We start from the raw sequence: 17,222 nt of genomic DNA on the forward strand, positions 1-17,222 counted from the left end.
GAGCGTCATCGGAGCTCGGTCACCTTGCCGTCGGCGACCTCGACGCGCCGGGTGGTGCGGACGGCGTCGAGCATCCGCCGGTCGTGGGTGACGAGCAGCAGCGTGCCCGTGTACGAGTCGAGGGCGGACTCCAGCTGTTCGATGGCCGGCAGGTCCAGGTGGTTGGTGGGCTCGTCCAGGACGAGCAGGTTCACGCCCCGGCCCTGGAGCAGGGCGAGTGCGGCGCGGGTCCGCTCGCCCGGGGACAGGGTGGTGGCAGGGCGCATCACGTGGACGGCCTTGAGGCCGAACTTGGCGAGCAGCGTACGGACCTCGGCGGGCTCGGTCTCGGGCACGGCCGCGCAGAACGCCTCCAGGAGGGTCTCCGTGCCGTGGAAGAGCTTGCGGGCCTGGTCGACCTCGCCGACGACGACGCCCGAGCCGAGGACGGTGTCGCCGGAGTCCAGCGGCAGCCTGCCGAGGAGGGCGGCGAGCAGGGTCGACTTCCCGGCGCCGTTGGCGCCGGTGACGGCGACCCGGTCGGCCCAGTCGATCTGCAGCGTGACGGGGCCGAAGGAGAAGTCGCCGCGGCGCACCTCGGCCTCGCGCAGGGTCGCGACGACCGAGCCGGAGCGCGGCGCGGCCGCGATCTCCATGCGCAGCTCCCACTCCTTGCGGGGCTCGTCGACGACGTCGAGGCGTTCGATCATGCGCTGGGTCTGGCGGGCCTTCGCGGCCTGCTTCTCGCTGGCCTCGCTGCGCGCGTTGCGCCCGAGCTTGTCGCCGTCGGTGGCCTTGCGGCGGGCGTTCCTGACGCCCTTGTCCATCCAGGACCGCTGCATGTGACCGCGCGCTTCGAGGGCCGCCTTCTTGCCGGCGTACTCCTCGAAGTCGTCGCGGGCGTGGCGCCGGGCGGTGTCCCGCTCCTCCAGGTACGCCTCGTAGCCGCCGCCGTACAGGGTGATCTGCTGCTGGGCGAGGTCGAGCTCCAGGACCTTGGTGCACGTGCGGGTGAGGAACTCGCGGTCGTGGCTGATGACGACCGTCCCGGCGCGCAGCCCCTTCACGAACCCCTCCAGGCGCTCCAGACCTTCGAGGTCGAGATCGTTGGTGGGCTCGTCGAGCAGGAAGACGTCGTAGCGGGAGAGGAGCAGCGAGGCGAGGCCGGCGCGGGCGGCCTGGCCGCCGGAGAGCGCGGTCATCGGCTGGTCGAGGCCGACGGTGAGGCCGAGGGAGTCGGCGACCTCCTCCGCGCGCTCGTCGAGGTCGGCCCCGCCGAGGTTCAGCCAGCGTTCCAGGGTGACGGAGTACGCGTCGTCGGCGCCGGGCGTTCCGTCGACGAGGCCCTGGGTGGCCTCGTCCATGGCGGTCTGGGCGGCGGCGACGCCGGTGCGCCGGGCGAGGAACTCGCGCACGGTCTCCCCCGGGCGCCGCTCCGGCTCCTGTGGGAGGTGGCCGACGGCGGCGGTGGGCGGGGAGAGCCGGAGCTCGCCCTCCTCGGGGGCGTCGAGCCCGGCGAGGAGCCGCAGCAGGGTCGACTTGCCGGCGCCGTTGACGCCGACGAGGCCGATCACGTCGCCGGGGGCGACCACGAGGTCGAGCCCGGCGAAGAGGGTGCGTTCGCCGTGGCCGGCGGCGAGGTCCTTGGCGACGAGGGTTGCAGTCATCAGGGAACGAATCCTAGGCGACGGATCGACACGCCCGGCCGTCGAGGAGGCGCCGCAGCACGGACCGGTAGGCGGCGCCGTGGAAGCGGTACGGGCCGACGCCGGGGTAGCCCTCGCGGACCGGGTCGGCGGTGGGGCCGGTCTGCCAGGCGAAGTCGCGCCAGACGACGTCGTCGCCGTCGCTCCCGACGTGTGCGGTGACCGCTCCGCAGCCGGGGTCGTCGCAGTCGGGGCAGGAGTAGATCACCCGGCGGCCGTCGCCGGCCCCGTGGCCGTGGTCCAGGAGCCGCTCGACGTGGTCGGCGCGCAGGACGGGCGGGAGGTCGGAGGCGAGGGGCGAGACCGTGTCGACGCCGTCGACCTCGTCGATCAGCCGGAGCAGCGGCCTGCCGTCGACCACGAGGTCGGCGGGGCCGGGCCGGTGTCCGCTGGGGCTCCCGGGGAGGACGCCCTCCGCACGGTCGGCGGGGGCGAGGTCGAGGGTCGTGTAGGCGCCGCGCATGACATCGAGTCTTCCGCTCTTCCGTGGCCGGGCCGTCCCGGAAATGTCCCGGTCCCGGTACGGTCCGCCCATGGAGAACGACGTGATCGTGGTGGGTGGCGGGGTCGTCGGCCTGACGACCGCGGTGACGCTCGCGGAACGCGGGCTCGGCGTACGGATCTGGTCGCGGGACGACGTGACGGCGACGACCTCGGCGGTGGCGGGCGCGCTGTGGTGGCCGTACCGGATCGAGCCGGCGGCCGAGGTCGGCGCCTGGGCGCTGGCATCCCTGCGCGTGTACGGGGAGTTGGCCGCCGACCCCGGGCGGACGGGGGTGCGGTGGGTGTCAGGAGTGCACGCGGACACCGTGCTCGACCGGCTCGGCGCCTGGGCCCTGGAGGTGCCGGAGCTACGGCAGTTGGCGCCGGAGGAGGTGCCGGGGCCGTACGAGGCGGGTCTGGCGGCGCGTCTGCCGCTGATCGACATGCCGGTCCATCTCGCCTGGCTGCGGGCCCGGTTCGAGGCGGCGGGCGGCGTCTTCGAGCGGCGTGCGGTGACCGGCTTCGAGGAGGCGTCGGCCCGGGCGCGCGTGGTCGTCGACTGCACCGGGGCGGCGGCGCGGGAGCTCGTGCCGGATCCCGGAATGCGTCCGGTGCGGGGCCAGTTGGTCCTGGTGGAGAACCCGGGGGTCGAGGAGTGGTTCACCTCGCCGGACTCCGGGTCGGGCCGGTCGACGTACTTCTTCCCGCAGCCGGGGCGGCTGGTGCTGGGCGGGACGGCCGAGGAGGGCGACGAGCGGCTGACGCCCGATCCCGCGACGGCGGCGGCGATCGTGGCGCGGTGCGCGCGGGTGCGGCCGGAGATCGCGGGGGCCCGGGTGCTCGGCCACCGGGTGGGGCTGCGGCCCGCGCGGCTGGGCGGGGTGCGGATCGAGGCGGTGTCGCTGCCGGGCGGCCGGCGTCTGGTGCACCACTACGGGCACGGGGGCGCGGGGGTGACGGTGGCCTGGGGCTGCGCGGAGCGGGCGGCGGAGCTGGTGGAGGGCGGTTAGGTCGTGGCCTCGGATCAGGCCCCGCGAGCAAGGCCTGATCCGAAGGACAGGACCCGGACGGGCGACGCGGGCGAACGGCGGCGCGCGCGAACGGCAGCGGGGCGGGCGCCGCCCGTTCGGACCGCGCCCGCCCCGCTCGTGTCGCTACTTCCAGAGCGGCGGCCTGCTGTTGTTCTCCGCGTCGGCGCACTGGCGGGCGCGCTTCTCCAGGGCTTCGGCCTTGGCGAGGGCCTTGCGGGCCTCCGTCGTGGCGCCGAGGCGCTTGAGCTGGGCGGCGCGGTCGCGCTCCTTGCGGGCGTCGGCCTTCAGCTGGCCGATGTTGCAGGTGATCTTGGCGGCGGCCGCGGGCTCGGCGGTCACCGTCTGGCCGAGCAGCACGCCCCCGGCGAGCAGCGTCGTGGCGAGCAGGGACGTGAGGACACGACGGGCGGTCGTGGTGGCGCGCATGGTGTTTCTCCAACTTCGGGGCCGCGGGGACCCTTCCCCGGCCTTCGGCCGGGGGTGCCCCCATGAGGCATGGTCAGTACCGGCCGGTAACTTTACCTCGGCAAACGTCGGATTCACGCCATCGCCGCCCTGCGTCACATGATCGTCAACACTCCTCCACAGGACTGCCACTGACGAGGTGATAGGTGGCGCGACCGTCCAGGAGAAGGGCGACGAGCGCCCTACGCGACTGGCCCATCGGGACGAACACCCCCGCGCCCTCCCTTCGGACGGTGACGCCGTGCAGGGCGAGTTCGTCTCCCACCTCGGCGTACCGCGCGGAGTCCAGCCGGTAGCCGCACGGCGGGTCGGCGAGGATCTCCCCCGGCTCCGGCGGGTCGTTGTCCGCGCCGCCGAGGTGGACCGGGCCGCGGTCGGCGAACCCGGCGCGCCGGGCGACCGCGGTGGCCACCGTGAGCGGTACGCGCCGCTCCTTCACGTAGGCGAAGGCGCCTTCCAGGGCCGCGTGCTGGGTGGCGACACGGCGCCGGTGGTTGAGCGCGGGGTCGTCCCGCTCGGCCTCGTCGAGCGCGTCCACCCGGGTCTCGACGAGCAGACCCGCGGAGTGCTTGACGCCGGCCGTGTTGCGCAGGATCCGCTCCTGGCCGTCGCCGGCGACCTGCTTGAGCGGCTTCCCGGTGAGGGGGTCGGTCCAGATGCCGTAGATGCCGCTGGTGTACCCGGCGAGCCCCGCGGCGGGCCGGACGTAGCGCTCGGAGAGCTTCCGGGACTCGTCGTGGACGTGCGGGTCGGTGTCGAGGGCGCGCGGCCAGAGGGCGAGCAGGTCCTTGTCGTAGAACCGGGGGGTGGCCCCGTACTCGTGCAGGTCGTAGACGAGTTCGGGGCGGTGGTCGCGGATGACGGCGGCGACCGCGCGCGCCTCGGCGGTCCGCAGCGCGATGTGGTCGCGGTTGACGTCGACGCCGTCGGCGTTGCCCCGCGTGTCGGCCTCCCGGCCGTCGGGGTTGGCGGTGGGCACGACGAGGACGGTGGTGCGGGCGAGGAACTCCCGGGTCTCCCGGTCCCGGGCGTGGGCGAGGTCGCGCACCGTGCTCAGACAGGCCTCGCGGCCGGCGGGCTCGTCGCCGTGCTGGCTGCAGACGAGCAGCACGGTGGTGCGGCCCGTGCCGAGGGTGGCGAGCCGGATCGGACGACCCCGCGCGGTGGTGCCGATCACCCGCAGCGACACCCGCGCGCTCGCCAGGTCGACGGCGGCGAGGAAGTCCCGCTCCTCGGTCTCGCCGGTCCACCGGGCTCCCCCGCTGAGCTCGAAGCCGGTGCGCGGGAGCGGCTTCACCGGCGTGCTGTCCGCCGCCTCGGCGGGGAGGCCGACGAGCGGCAGGGCGAGGGCAGCGGCCCCCGCAACCAGGGAGAGGGCGCGCCGTGAACTCCGGCGTGCGGTACGGGAGGTCATCGGGCGGCTCCGAATCCGGGGAGGCGCGGACCGGTGACTCCGGCCGGCGGTGGGGCGTCGCCGAGGGACGGGGCGGCGGTGACGGGCGACGGGAGGACCGGGTACGGCCCGGTCGTCGCGCGGACGAAGGCCTCGGCGCCGCCGACCAGCGGCAGTGCCGCCCGGGTGCGGGCGAGGTCGAGGGTCAGGGTCGGAAGTGTCGACGGGGGGTCGAGGAGGTCCCTGTCGGTGCCGCCGACGATCAGGGCGAGCCGGTGCCCGGCCGGGACGACGTGGTCGGTGGCGGCGAGGTCCAGGGTCATCGTGTACGCCCTGCCGGGGGTCAGCGGGCGCTCCTCGCGCGCGTCGGCCCAGGTGCCGAGGTCGGCCCAGCCCCGGCTGACGACCGTGTACCCGACGTCCGCCGTGCGGGCCTCGGTCTCCTTGAAGCAGGCGCTGTCCCCGGGGGTGCTCGCGCCCCAGCAGGTGCGGTCGGCGAGGGTGGTGATGCCCTCACCGGCCGCCGCGTAGTCGCGGATCGTGTCGGGGCCGAGGTCGACGAGGACGGCGGAGAGGTGGGCGGTGGCGGTGGTCGGGGTGGCGGTGACCGTCACCTTCGAGGAGCCGGAGATCCGCAGGTCCCGGGAGAGGGGGCGGGTGACGAACCCGGCCTTCTCGGGGGTCGCGCTGTCGATCCGGGCCGCCCAGTCGAGCTCGCCGAGGCCCGGGTCGTCGGTGAAGGTCGCGGTGGAGCCGGGGGCCGCGGGGGCGCGGCCGAGGACGCCGGGGCCGGAGGCCGTGCCCGGGGCGGGGCGCAGGGTGGTGGTCGCGGTGGCACGCGGCGGCCACTGCCGGTCGGTGGTCCAGCGGTCCGGGGCGCGCTCGATGTCGGCGACCGGTTCGCGGTCGATGCCGTTCTCGTAGCCCAGGAGGTAGTGGTCGAACCAGCGGTGCAGGGTGCGGACCCAGTCGGCGCGCCGGAAGTCGAAGGGGTCGACGTGGCCGGTCTGGGAGAGCCAGATCTTCCGCTCGACGCCGTGGGCGGCGAGCGCGTCCCACCACTGGCCGAACTGGTTCGCGCGCACGTTGAGGTCCTGCTGTCCGTGCACGACGAAGACGCTGGCCTTCACCTTGGCCGCGTTCCGTACGTGGTCGCGCTCGGTCCAGGCGGCCGTGCGGTCACCGCTGTACGGGGTGCCGGCGGTGATGCGGTCCTGGACGGCGCCACAGCGGGCCTGCGCCTCGGGGCTGTTGACGTACGCGGAGAGCCAGCTCGGGTTGGCGTCGTAGAGCGGGGCGCCCTGGGAGTGGAAGTAGTCGTACCAGGAGGAGATGGCGCCGATCGGGACGATGGTTCTCAGCCCTTCGACGCCGGTGGCGGCGACGCCGTTGGCGATGGTGCCGTCCCAGCTCTTGCCGATCATGCCGACGTTCCCGGTGCTCCAGGTGGTGGCGCGGGCCCTGGCCTCCCCCGTACGGGAGGTGTAGCCGCGGGCGCGGCCGTTCAGCCAGTCGACGACGGCCTTGGCCGACTGGACGTCGGAGCGTCCGCCGACGTCGTCGCAGCCGTCGGAGCGGCTGGTGCCGGCGAGGTCGACGGCGACGAAGGCGTAGCCGCGCGGGACGAAGAAGTTGTCGTAGAAGAGCGGGAACCGGACGGGATCTCCGGCGGCGTCGTAGGTCTTCTTCTGGCTCTCGTTGCCGCGTCCGCAGCAGGCGTAGTACGGGCTGGCGTCCATGATGACCGGGATCCTCCGGCCGGCCGCGGCGGGCTCCCGGGGGCGGACGATGTCGACGGCGACCCGGTCCGCGCGCCCGTCCCCGTCGCCGTCGAGCCCGGTGTCGACCCAGACGGACTCACGGATGGCATCGGCGTAGGAGTGGACGGGCCGGGACTCCCGGACGGAGGACGCGACGGGCGAGGAGAGCGCGGCTCGTGACGGCACGGCGGTCCCGGACGACGCCGTGCTCCCGGACGGCGTGGCGGGCTCCGGCCGGGCGCTCGCGGGCGCGACCATGGTCGCGAGCAGGGCGGCGGTGGCGGCGGCCACGAGGGTTCCGTACGGCAGTCGGGCTCCGCGGGTTCTCCGCTTTCGCATCGGCATGGGCGGGAACGTACCCCGGTCAACTCCCGTGCAAAAGAGTGCCGTAGCCAATCAGGGGGGATTCAGGGTGATTCCGGAGGCGGAGGGGTTCATGTCGGCCGAATGGCGATCGTGTGACAGCGGGTCCTCTGGACGTGACGGTGCGTCGGGGCTCTGAATAGTGTCCGGACTAAGGACCGACGACCACCCGCGCGTCTTACGTTTCTTATGACTTGGGGAGCACCTGTGCACCGCAGAATCATCGTTCCGAGCGCCCTCGCGGCCGCCCTGCTGCTGGCGATCCCGGCATCGGCGGCCGACTTCACTCCGGGGGCCCCGGGCATCGGCGACTCCTACTACCCCACCAGCGGCAACGGCGGCTACGACGTCTCGCACTACGACCTGCGTCTGACGTACCAGCCCGCCACCGACCTCCTGGAGGGCACGGCGACGATCGTCGCCACCACCAAGCAGAACCTGTCCCGGTTCAACCTCGACCTCGGACTGAAGGTCAGTGAGGTCCGGGTCAACGGCCGGGTGGCGAAGTTCGCCACCTCCGGTTCCCACGAGCTGGAGGTCACCCCGGCCGTCCCGCTGGAGAAGAACAAGTCGATCTCGATCGTCGTCCGCTACGCGGGCAAGCCCTCCGAGGTGAAGATCGACGGCTGGACGGCCTGGGCCCGTACCCCGGACGGCGGCGTCGCCGCGCAGGAGCCGGACTCGGCCGCCTGGTGGTTCCCGTCCAACGACCACCCGCTGGACAAGGCCACCTTCGACGTCTCCGTCTCGGTGCCGGACGGCACCCAGGCCATCAGCAACGGTGTCCTGCAGTCGCAGTCCTCCCGTCTGGGCTGGACCCGCTTCAACTGGCGCTCCAACAAGCCGCAGGCGACGTACCTGGCCACGCTCGCCGTCGGCAGGTTCGACATCATGACGGACCGGACGGCGAACGGGCTGCCCGTCCTCAACGCGTACAGCAAGGACCTAGGCGACAACGACGGCGCCGCGCGCGCCTCGATCGAGCGCACCACCGAGGTCGCGGAGTGGCTGGAGGGGGTCTTCGGACCGTATCCCTTCAACGCCCTCGGCGGGTACGTGCCGAACGTGACGAGCGGCTTCGCCCTGGAGACGCAGACCCGCCCGTTCTACAGCCCGCGGCAGTTCGCCAACGGCGCCAACGTGTCGGTGGTCGTCCACGAGCTGGCGCACCAGTGGTACGGCGACAGCGTGTCCGTCCGCGACTGGAAGGACATCTGGGTCAACGAGGGCTTCGCCCGCTACAGCCAGTGGCTGTGGTCGGAGAAGGAGGGCGAGGGCACCGCCCAGGAGCTGGCGGACTACGTGTACGCCACCAGGACCGCCGAGGACCCGTTCTGGACGGTGAAGCCGGGCGACCCGGGCCCCGAGAACCAGTTCCACATCGCCGTCTACGACCGGGGCGCGCTGGCGCTCCAGGCGTTGCGCAACGAGATCGGCGACGAGGACTTCTTCGCGATCCTGAAGGGCTGGCCGCAGAAGTTCGCCCACGGCAACGCGCGCGTGGCCGACTTCGTGAAGTACGCGGAGAAGGTCTCCGGCAAGCCGCTGGCCGAGCTCTTCGACACCTGGCTGTACCAGCCGTCGAAGCCGTCCGCGTCGACCGCCGCGGCGGTCGGTCTGTCCGCGCCGGCCGCGGCGCCCGCGTCCGGCGCCCCGTCCGCGCGCTCGGCGGCTCCGCAGGCCAGGCCGGTGAAGCCGGCGCAGCCGAAGTCGTGGAAGAAGATCGCGGCGACGAACACGGTCCACGAGACCGGTCAGCACGGCGCCACGGGGCACGGCGGGCACTGAGCCCATCGGTCCCCAGGGGTCACCCGAGCCGTCACGGGCCCGGGGCCGCCTGAGCCGCACCAGCTCGGGGGCACCCCGGCCGTACGCCCACCGGGGCCGTCCGTCAGCGCTTCGCGCGGCGGGCGGCCTCCCGGGCCTTCCGGGCCAGCGGCAGATAGCGCAGCCGCTCCGGCAGGACGGGGACCACCAGGCGGACCACCCGGGCGAACCGGTGCAGGGCGCGCTCCTGCTCCGGCGTCCATTCCAGGCCGATGGCCTCGCGGGCGTCCGGCGGCATCATGCCCACGGTGAGGAAGGCGCGCAGCCGCAGGAACGGACGGCGCAGGACCGGCCAGAGCAGCCGGAGGGCGAGCCGGGCCGGCAGCGGCCCCCGGTCGGGGGCGGGGACCGGCTGGTCGGGGTCGAGCAGCTCCCGGACGACGACGGTCGCCTCCAGCTCCTCCGCGAGGACCTTCCGGTAGTGCGGCCAGAACTCCTCGATCGTCTGCGGCATGTCCCGGTCGTGGATGCCGAGGACGCGGCCGACCTGGAGCCACTCGGCGTACAGCTGCCGTTCCTGCGCCTCCGTGAGGGGGCGGGCGAGGAGGCGGAGACCGTGCGCGTAGACGGGGAAGCCGGTCGCGTGCACCCAGGAGTAGTAGGCGGGGGTCAGCGCGTGGTAGCGGCGCCCGTGGGCGTCGGTGCCCTGGATGTCGCGGTGCAGCCTCCGGAGGCGGCGCCCCTCCCGTGCGGCGTCCTCACCGCCGTAGATCCACAGCTGGACCGAGCTGAGGGAGCGTTCCCCGCGGCCCCAGGGGTCGGTGCGGAAGACCGAGTGGGCGTCCACGCCGGCGCCGATGGCGGGGTGGGCGACCTGCATCGTGAGGGCGGCGGGGAGCATCAGGAGCGCGCGGATGTCACCGGCGACGGTCCACAGCACCCCGCCGACGGGCGGCGGCGCCGGGTCGCCGGCCCCGTCCCGGTCCCCGGGACGGCCGGAGGCGTCGGGATCGGTGGGGTCGGTGGGGTCGACGGGACGCGCGCGTTCCATGGGGCTTCTCCTCACACTCCAAGGCTGCACCCACGACGAAGGGGCCGTCACCCGGGCGCTGCGGCCCCTGGTGACGGCCCCTTCCGGGGAGTACGGGTCAGGCGCGGTCGGCGCCGACCGGCTCGCCGACGATGCGGGCGGCGAGGGCGTGGGCCCAGGCGTCGACGTCGGCGGAGAGCTCGCGCTCGGCGGCGGTGCGCTCGGCGGCGATCTTCTCGGTACCGGCGGCGAGGATGGCCTCGCGCTCGGCGTTGCCCTCGGCGCGGGCGGCGGCGATGGCGACCGAGCCCTCCTCGACGGCCTTGGAGCGGATACGGGCGGCCTCGTGGCGGGCCTCGGCCAGCTCGGCCTCGTACTGCTCACGGATCCGCGTGGCCTCGGCGCGCAGGTCGTCGGCGCGCTCGGTGCCGCCGTCGATGGCGTCCTCACGCTCCTCGATGGTGCGCTTGATCTTCGGCAGGACGGCCTTGGCCATGATCAGGAAGGTGAGCCCGAACAACACGGCGCCGATGATGAGCTCGGCCCAGACGGGGTTGAGCGGACCGAGGTCCATCTTGAAGACAGTGGAGTTCGCGAGGGTCATGGGCGCATTCTACCTGGTTCAAAAAGGTACAAATCGGAAACCGGAACGAGAGTTGGCGTGATCTTGCGAGATCGGCAAGATTCCCGGCATCCAGAGGCTACCGGATGGTAACTCCGACTGATTGTATGTGCCGCGCCAGCTCAACCCCCCACACCCTCATGGGAGTTACCGTGACGCTCGCCGCGCTCCGCCGCGCCCCCGGCGCCGCCCTTTCCCTCGCGCTCGCCGCCGCCACCCTGGCCGCGACCGCGCCGGGCGCGACCGCCGCCTCCGCCACGGCCGCCGAGACCCCCCGGCTCAAGGTGCTCACCTACAACGCGTTCCTGTTCTCCAAGTCCCTCTACCCGAACTGGGGCCAGGACCACCGCGCCAAGGCGATCCCCGCCGCCCCCTTCTTCCAGGGGCAGGACGTCGTCGTCCTCCAGGAGGCCTTCGACAACGGGGCCTCGGACGCGCTCAAGGCGAACGCCGCCGCGCAGTATCCGCACCAGACCCCCGTCGTGGGCCGCGGCAAGGGCGGCTGGGACGCCACCGGCGGCGCCTACTCCGCGACCACCCCCGAGGACGGCGGGGTGACGATCCTCAGCAAGTGGCCGATCGTCCGCAAGGAGCAGCACGTCTACAAGGACGCGTGCGGCGCCGACTGGTGGTCGAACAAGGGATTCGCCTACGCCGTGCTCGACGTGAACGGCAGCAGGGTCCACGTCCTCGGCACCCACGCCCAGTCCACCGACCCGGGCTGCTCGGCGGGCGAGGCGGCCCAGACGCGCAGCCGCCAGTTCAAGGCGATCGACGCCTTCCTCGACGCCAAGAACATCCCGGCGAACGAGCAGGTGGTCGTCGCCGGCGACCTGAACGTCGACTCGCACACGCCCGAGCACGCCACCATGCTCGCCGACGCCGGCCTCGTGGGGGCCGACGCCCGCACGGGCCACCCCTACTCCTTCGACACCGACCTGAACTCGATCGCCTCCGAGCGCTACCCGGACGACCCGCGCGAGGACCTCGACTACGTCCTCTTCCGCGCCGGGAACGCCCGCCCCGCCGGCTGGACCAACCACGTGGTCCTGGAGCGGAGCGCCCCGTGGACGGTCTCCAGCTGGGGCACGAGCTACACGTACACCAACCTCTCCGACCACTACCCGGTCACCGGCTTCTGACCGGGACCGGGCCGGCGGCGGGCGCGGCTCAGTAGCCGGATCCGCCGAAGAGGCTGTAGAGCCAGGCGCCGAGCACACCGGCGACACAGAGCAGCACGACGAGGGAACCCAGGCTCGTGTGCCGCCCCTTGCGGGGCCGGCCGGGTCGGGCGGCGCGCGCCGCCCGACCCGGCTTCGGCTGTCTCCCGGACGCTCCCGCGCGACCGGACCGACCGGACCGACCCGACGCGACGGGGGCCGGCTCGGCGACCGCCGCGACATCGGCGAGCAGGCTGCGGCAGACCGCCGCCAGCTCCGCCGTCCCGACCGTCAGGTCGACGACCACCTCGGTACGGGCCGGGGCGGTGGTCCCCCCGTCGAGCAGCCGCCCGGCGCGCAGCAGCGCCTGGTCCCTGCCCCCGGTCGGACCGAGACTTATCCAGCGGCCCACGTGCTCGCCCCGGATCACCACGCCACCGCCCCGCTCCCGGTAGACGGTGTGCTCCCGCCACAGGACCCTGGCCAACTCGGCGGCCGTCTCCCTGAGTTGCGTGTACATATGACTCCCCTGTTCCCGTTCCCCCGGTTCGAACAGCCGCAGACTCTAGCCCCCACGAGCCCACACCCCCACCGCCGCCCGCGCCCCTCACCCGCCGAAGTCGTACACGGTGACCGGTATCCCCCGCTCCACCAGCCGCCGCACGACCAACGGCTCGACCCGCTCCCAGGACCCGCCCGCGAGCCCGCATCCGATGCGCGGCATGTGCACGGACGCCCCCAGCTCGCCCGCCCGGTCGGCGAGCCGCCCGAGCGCGGCGTCGATCGCCTCGTACCGCACGGGTACGCCGCTGCTCCGCCCGGTGCGCATCCCCCGCTGGCCCACCAGGTTGGCCACCCAGACGCACGGCTCGACCTGGACGAACTGGGCTGCGCCCAGACCGAAGTCGTTCCGCGCGCGGTCACGGTGCCACCGCCGGTAGGCCGCCTCCGGCTCGCTCCATCGGCGTGAGACCGCCAGGACGAAGCCCTTCCCCCAGCCCCCGAGATCGTTGCAGACGTGCGCGACGATCTTGACGCCCCTGGCCTGCGGCGCGGTCGCGTCCCCCCGGACGTACGTGATCCCGTTCATGACGATCACGGTACGGCGCCGCACTGACAACGGCGGCAGTCTTTTACACAGGTGGTGAGACAGCAATACTGTTCAAGCGATCCCGACCGGCGGGTCGCCTGGAGGGGAAGCGGGGCACCTCGGATGGGCGTCGGGAGCGACGGGGACGACGGGCCGAGCTACACCGTCGACGAGCTGGCCGCGCGGGCCGGGGTCACGGTGCGGACCGTGCGGTTCTACGGGACGCGGGGTCTCCTGCCGCCGCCCGTCATCGGGGCACGGCGGGTCGGGCACTACGGGCCGGGGCACCTGTCACGGCTCGCGCTCATCGAGGAGCTGCGCCGGCAGGGCATGACCCTGGCCGCGATCGAGCGGTACCTGGAGCAGCTGCCGCCCGACCTCAGCGCGCAGGACCTGGCGATCCACCGGGCCCTGGTGGCCTCCTGGGCTCCGGAGTCCGCCGAGTCCATCACCCGGCGGGAGCTGGAGCGGCGGGCCGGGCGGGCGCTGACCGAGCGGGACGTGGACCGGCTGGCCGCGATGGGGGTGCTCGACCGGACCGGGGAGGAGGACACGTTCCGGCTCGACGGCGCGCTGCTCCGGCTCGGCGTCGAACTGCTCGACGTGCCGATCGAGCACGAGACCATCCTCGCCTCCCGCACCGTGCTCCTGGAGCACGCGCGCGCCGCCGCCCAGGAGCTCTCCCGGCTCTTCCGGGACGAGGTGTGGAGCCCGTACCGGGAGAGCGGGGAGGACCCGGACCACCTGAGCGCGATGAGGTCGCTCTCGGCGCACATGCAGCCGATGGTGGTCCAGGCCCTCCTCACGGCCTTCCAGCGCTCGCTGAGCGAGGAGCTGAGGACGGCGTTCCGGGCTCCGTGAACGCCCGTCCGGCGGCCGGGTCTCCGTGGCGCGTCCCGGCCGGCCGTGACCGTCAGTCGGTGAAGACCTCGCCCCGCTCGGCCTTCTCCACCAGGAGGGCGGGCGGGGTGAACCGCTCGCCGTACGTCTCCGCCAGCTCGCGGGCGCGGGCCACGAAGCCCGCGACACCGCCCTCGTACCCGTTGACGTACTGGAGCACGCCACCGGTCCAGGCAGGGAAGCCGATGCCCATGATGGAGCCGATGTTGGCGTCGGCGACCGACGTCAGGACGCCCTCCTCCAGCAGCCGCACGGTGTCCAGGGCCTCGGCGAAGAGCATCCGCTCCTGCATGTCGCGGAAGGGGATCTCGTACCCGGGCTTGGCGAAGTGCTCGCGCAGGCCGGGCCAGAGCTTCCCGCGCCCGCCGTCCTCCCCGTACTCGTAGAAGCCCGCGCCGCCGCTGCGTCCGGGCCGCCCGAACTCGTCGACCATGCGGTCGATCACGGCCTCGCCCGGGTGGGTCACCCAGACCCCGCCGGCCTCCTCGATCGCCCGCTTCGTCTCGTTGCGGATCTTGCGGGGCAGGGTCAGGGTCAGCTCGTCCATCAGGGAGAGGACCTTCGCCGGGTAGCCGGCCTGTGCGGCGGCCTGCTCGACGGAGGCGGGCTCGATGCCCTCGCCGACCATGGCGACGCCCTCGTTGATGAAGTGGCCGATCACCCGGGAGGTGAAGAAGCCGCGCGAGTCGTTGACGACGATCGGCGTCTTGCTGATCTGCCGGACCAGGTCGAACGCGCGGGCCAGCGCCTCGTCGCCGGTCCGCTCGCCCTTGATGATCTCGACGAGCGGCATCTTGTCGACCGGGGAGAAGAAGTGCAGGCCGATGAAGTCGCTCTGGCGCTCCACGCCCTCGGCGAGGACCGAGATCGGCAGGGTCGAGGTGTTGGAGCAGAGCAGCGCGTCGGGCTCGACGACGGCCTGGATCTCCTGGAAGACCTTGTGCTTGAGCGACGTGTCCTCGAAGACCGCCTCGATGACGGCGTCGCAGCCCGCCAGGTCCCGGACCTCGGCGGTCGGGGTGATCCGGGCGAGGAGCGCGTCGGCCTTCTCCCGGGTGGTGCGGCCCCGGGAGACGGCCTTGGCGCAGAGCGCCTCGGAGTAGGCCTTGCCCTTCGCGGCGGACTCGGCCGAGACGTCCTTGAGGACGACCTGGATGCCGGCGCGGGCGCAGGAGTAGGCGATGCCGGCGCCCATCATGCCGGCGCCGAGGACGGCGACCTTGCGGACCGGGCGGGGCTCGACACCCTTGGGGCGGCTGGCGCCGGAGTTGACGGCCTGGAGGTCGAAGAAGAACGCCTGGATCATGTTCTTCGCCGTCTGGCCGACGACCAGCTCGGTGAAGTAGCGGCTCTCGATGGTGAGCGCGGTCTCGAAGTCGACCTGGGAGCCCTCGACGGCGGCGGCCATGATGGCGCGCGGCGCCGGGTAGGGCGCCCCGTTCAGCTGCTTGCGCAGGTTGGCGGGGAACGCGGGCAGGTTGGCCGCGAACTTGGGGTTCGAGGGGGTGCCGCCGGGGATCCGGTGGCCGGGGACGTCCCAGGGCTGCCGGGACTCGGGGTGCGCGTCGATGAAGGCGATGGCCTTGTCCATCATCTCCTCGGGCGTGGCGGCCACCTCGTGGACGAGGCCGCTGTCGAGGGCCCGCCTCGGGGTGTACTGGGTGCCCTGGAGCAGCACCTTGAGCAGGGCGTCGGTGATGCCCATGAGGCGCACGGTGCGGGTGACGCCGCCACCGCCCGGCAGCAGACCGAGGGTGACCTCGGGCAGGCCGATCTTGGAGCCGGAGGCGTCGAGGGCGACGCGGTGGTGCGAGGCGAGGGCGATCTCGTAGCCGCCGCCGAGCGCGGCGCCGTTGATCGCGGCGACGACGGGCTTGCCGAGGGTCTCGATGCGGCGCAGCGCGCGCTTCATCTCCAGGGCGCCCTCGAAGATGTCCTGGGCGTGCTCGGGGCCCGCCTGGACCATGTCCTTGAGGTCGCCGCCGGCGAAGAAGGTCTTCTTCGCGGAGGTGTAGATGATGCCGCGGATGGAGTCCTTCTCGGCCTCCACGCGGTCGGCGATCGCGATGATCGAGGCCCGGAAGGCCTGGTTCATGGTGTTGGCGGACTGGTTCGGGTCGTCGAGGACGAGGGTGACGATCCCGGTCGCGTCCTGCTCCCAGCGGATGGTGGTGCTCTCGCTCATGGCTCTGCTTCTCCGTATGAGGGGTTCGGACGGGACGGTCAGACGCGCTCGACGACGGTGGCGATGCCCATGCCGCCGCCCACGCAGAGGGTGGCCAGGCCGTAGCGCTTGTCCTGCCGCTCCAGTTCGTCGACGAGGGTGCCGAGGATCATCGCGCCGGTGGCGCCGAGCGGGTGGCCGAGCGCGATGGCGCCGCCGTTGACGTTGACCTTGTCCAGGGTGGTGCCCATGTCCTTGACGAAGCGCAGGACGACGGCGGCGAAGGCCTCGTTGATCTCGATGAGATCGATGTCGTCGATGGTGAGTCCGGCCTTGGCGAGGGCCTTGCGGGTGGCCGGGGCGGGGCCGGTCAGCATGATGGTCGGCTCGGAGCCGGAGACGGCGACCGAGACGATCCGGGCGCGCGGGGCGAGTCCGTACCGCTCGCCGACCTCCTTCGAGCCGATGGCGACGAGGGAGGCGCCGTCGACGATGCCGGAGGAGTTGCCGGCGTGGTGGACGTGGTCGATCTCCTCGATCCAGTGGTACTTCTGCAGCGCGACGGCGTCGAAGCCGCCGAGCTCGCCGATGTCGGCGAAGGAGGGCTTGAGCCGGGCGAGGGAGTCGGCGGTGGTGCCGGGGCGCAGGAACTCGTCGTGGTCGAGGACGGTGAGTCCCGCGCGGTCCTTCACGGGGACGATCGACCGGGCGAAGCGCCCGTCCTTGACGGCGGCCGCGGCCCGCTCCTGGGAGAGCGCGGCGTACTCGTCCACGTCGCGGCGGGAGAAGCCCTCGATGGTGGCGATGAGGTCGGCGCCGATGCCCTGCGGGACGAAGTTGGTCTCCAGGTTGGTCATCGGGTCGGAGAACCAGGCACCGCCGTCGGAGGCCATCGGCACCCGGGACATCGACTCGACGCCGCCGGCGAGGACGAGGTCCTCCCAGCCGGAGCGGACCTTCATCGCGGCCATGTTGACGGCTTCGAGGCCGGAGGCGCAGAAGCGGTTCTCCTGGACGCCGGCGACGGTGTCGGGGAGTCCGGCGGCGATGGCCGCGATCCGGGCGATGTCGGAGCCCTGGTCGCCGACGGGGCCGACGACGCCGAGGACGATGTCGTCGATGGCGGCCGGGTCGAGGCCGGGGTTGCGGGTCTGGATCTCCCGGATGAGGCCGACGACCAGGTCGATGGGCTTGGTGCCGTGCAGGGAGCCGTTGGCCTTGCCGCGTCCGCGCGGGGTGCGGATCGCGTCGTACACGTACGCTTCGGTGCTCACGGGAAGCCTTTCGCGATGAGGGTTGGGGAGACGGG

Annotated in this window: 15 protein-coding genes; 4 read left to right on the plus strand and 11 right to left on the minus strand. The window is 73.1% G+C overall.

The annotated features are described in order from the left end of the window. Window positions 1-5: 5 nt before the first annotated feature. Together ACRRSS_RS23815 and ACRRSS_RS23820 are read right to left on the minus strand one after the other, a co-directional pair. A complete protein-coding gene (locus tag ACRRSS_RS23815) occupies window positions 6-1,646 on the minus strand; it encodes an ABC-F family ATP-binding cassette domain-containing protein (protein WP_435973155.1) in 1,641 nt (546 codons plus the stop codon). A 13-nt stretch (window positions 1,647-1,659) separates the two neighbouring features. Then, window positions 1,660-2,148, minus strand: coding sequence for a hypothetical protein (locus ACRRSS_RS23820; RefSeq protein ID WP_435973156.1), 489 nt, complete (start codon window positions 2,146-2,148; stop codon window positions 1,660-1,662). Between the two features lie 70 nt (window positions 2,149-2,218). Between ACRRSS_RS23820 and ACRRSS_RS23825 the strand changes: the two genes are divergently transcribed. Continuing rightward, window positions 2,219-3,178, plus strand: a complete 960-nt coding sequence (locus ACRRSS_RS23825; RefSeq protein ID WP_435973157.1) for an FAD-dependent oxidoreductase — start codon at window positions 2,219-2,221, stop codon at window positions 3,176-3,178. A 144-nt stretch (window positions 3,179-3,322) separates the two neighbouring features. On the opposite strand, the gene ACRRSS_RS23830 is transcribed toward ACRRSS_RS23825, so the two are convergent. The 3 genes from ACRRSS_RS23830 to ACRRSS_RS23840 form a co-directional block, all read right to left on the minus strand. Then, on the minus strand, window positions 3,323-3,625 hold the full coding sequence (locus ACRRSS_RS23830; RefSeq protein WP_435973158.1) for a hypothetical protein: 303 nt from the start codon (window positions 3,623-3,625) through the stop codon (window positions 3,323-3,325). Window positions 3,626-3,770: 145 nt separating this feature from the next. Further along, the gene (locus ACRRSS_RS23835; RefSeq protein WP_435973159.1) at window positions 3,771-5,078 is read right to left on the minus strand and encodes a M14 family metallopeptidase; all 1,308 of its coding nucleotides are present in this window, start codon (window positions 5,076-5,078) and stop codon (window positions 3,771-3,773) included. After that, window positions 5,075-7,162 carry a Xaa-Pro dipeptidyl-peptidase gene (locus tag ACRRSS_RS23840; protein WP_435973160.1) on the minus strand — a complete coding sequence of 696 codons (2,088 nt, stop codon included), beginning with the start codon at window positions 7,160-7,162 and terminating at the stop codon, window positions 5,075-5,077. The genes ACRRSS_RS23835 and ACRRSS_RS23840 overlap by 4 nt, the downstream gene beginning before the upstream one ends. Window positions 7,163-7,387: 225 nt before the next feature. Between ACRRSS_RS23840 and ACRRSS_RS23845 the strand changes: the two genes are divergently transcribed. Then, window positions 7,388-8,968, plus strand: coding sequence for a M1 family metallopeptidase (locus ACRRSS_RS23845; RefSeq protein WP_435973161.1), 1,581 nt, complete (start codon window positions 7,388-7,390; stop codon window positions 8,966-8,968). Window positions 8,969-9,071: 103 nt separating this feature from the next. Here the strand turns inward: ACRRSS_RS23845 and ACRRSS_RS23850 are convergent, their stop codons facing one another. Both ACRRSS_RS23850 and ACRRSS_RS23855 read right to left on the minus strand, forming a co-directional pair. Further along, on the minus strand, window positions 9,072-9,998 hold the full coding sequence (locus tag ACRRSS_RS23850) for an oxygenase MpaB family protein (protein ID WP_435973162.1): 927 nt from the start codon (window positions 9,996-9,998) through the stop codon (window positions 9,072-9,074). Window positions 9,999-10,095: 97 nt separating this feature from the next. Continuing rightward, the gene (locus ACRRSS_RS23855) at window positions 10,096-10,581 is read right to left on the minus strand and encodes a F0F1 ATP synthase subunit B family protein (protein ID WP_435973163.1); all 486 of its coding nucleotides are present in this window, start codon (window positions 10,579-10,581) and stop codon (window positions 10,096-10,098) included. Window positions 10,582-10,706: 125 nt separating this feature from the next. On the opposite strand from ACRRSS_RS23855, the gene sph reads away from it, so the two are divergent. Then, a complete protein-coding gene (gene sph, locus ACRRSS_RS23860; protein WP_435973164.1) occupies window positions 10,707-11,741 on the plus strand; it encodes a sphingomyelin phosphodiesterase in 1,035 nt (344 codons plus the stop codon). A gap of 28 nt (window positions 11,742-11,769) precedes the next feature. On the opposite strand, the gene ACRRSS_RS23865 is transcribed toward sph, so the two are convergent. Beyond that, on the minus strand, window positions 11,770-12,279 hold the full coding sequence (locus ACRRSS_RS23865) for a hypothetical protein (RefSeq protein ID WP_435973165.1): 510 nt from the start codon (window positions 12,277-12,279) through the stop codon (window positions 11,770-11,772). Between the two features lie 87 nt (window positions 12,280-12,366). After that, window positions 12,367-12,849 carry a macro domain-containing protein gene (locus tag ACRRSS_RS23870; protein ID WP_435973166.1) on the minus strand — a complete coding sequence of 161 codons (483 nt, stop codon included), beginning with the start codon at window positions 12,847-12,849 and terminating at the stop codon, window positions 12,367-12,369. Between the two features lie 123 nt (window positions 12,850-12,972). Between ACRRSS_RS23870 and ACRRSS_RS23875 the strand changes: the two genes are divergently transcribed. Continuing rightward, the gene (locus ACRRSS_RS23875; protein ID WP_351901153.1) at window positions 12,973-13,710 is read left to right on the plus strand and encodes a MerR family transcriptional regulator; all 738 of its coding nucleotides are present in this window, start codon (window positions 12,973-12,975) and stop codon (window positions 13,708-13,710) included. A 52-nt stretch (window positions 13,711-13,762) separates the two neighbouring features. Here the strand turns inward: ACRRSS_RS23875 and ACRRSS_RS23880 are convergent, their stop codons facing one another. Beyond that, the gene (locus tag ACRRSS_RS23880; RefSeq protein WP_435973167.1) at window positions 13,763-15,934 is read right to left on the minus strand and encodes a 3-hydroxyacyl-CoA dehydrogenase NAD-binding domain-containing protein; all 2,172 of its coding nucleotides are present in this window, start codon (window positions 15,932-15,934) and stop codon (window positions 13,763-13,765) included. A 38-nt stretch (window positions 15,935-15,972) separates the two neighbouring features. Then, on the minus strand, window positions 15,973-17,187 hold the full coding sequence (locus ACRRSS_RS23885) for an acetyl-CoA C-acetyltransferase (protein WP_351901157.1): 1,215 nt from the start codon (window positions 17,185-17,187) through the stop codon (window positions 15,973-15,975). Window positions 17,188-17,222: the final 35 nt, after the last annotated feature.

Source organism: Streptomyces sp. Qhu_M48, from assembly GCF_051305195.1.
In the GTDB taxonomy this organism is placed as follows: Bacteria; Actinomycetota; Actinomycetes; order Streptomycetales; family Streptomycetaceae; genus Streptomyces.